This window comes from Arthrobacter sp. CAL618 (assembly GCF_000468215.1).
GTDB lineage: Bacteria > Actinomycetota > Actinomycetes > Actinomycetales > Micrococcaceae > Arthrobacter_D.
In genome coordinates this window covers 24,434-24,649 of sequence record NZ_ASZW01000098.1, presented here as the reverse complement: position 1 = coordinate 24,649, position 216 = coordinate 24,434, and the positions used below count along the sequence as shown (strand labels likewise).

The 216-nt window shown below is 68.5% G+C and carries 1 pseudogene; it reads left to right on the top strand.

Going from position 1 to position 216, the window contains the following annotated elements:
* Positions 1-28: 28 nt before the first annotated feature.
* Positions 29-136, top strand: a pseudogene (locus K728_RS22335) (EAL domain-containing protein); the annotation flags it as partial.
* Positions 137-216 lie beyond the last annotated feature (80 nt).

Here is a 216-nt window from a genome sequence, read left to right as displayed (position 1 = left end):
GCTCTTCGATCATGCCCCCTGCGGGTACCTGCTGGCCCACGCCGTCGGGATCAAGGCGGTAGCCGAGGGCGTCGAAACCGAGGGGCAGCGTGAGGCCCTGATCGGGCTCGCCTGCGACCTGGCCCAGGGATATCACTACGCCCGGCCACTTCCAGCCGACGAACTGGCGTCATGGTTCGCGATGGAATCCCCTGACCGGACGCCGGTCAGTCCCGG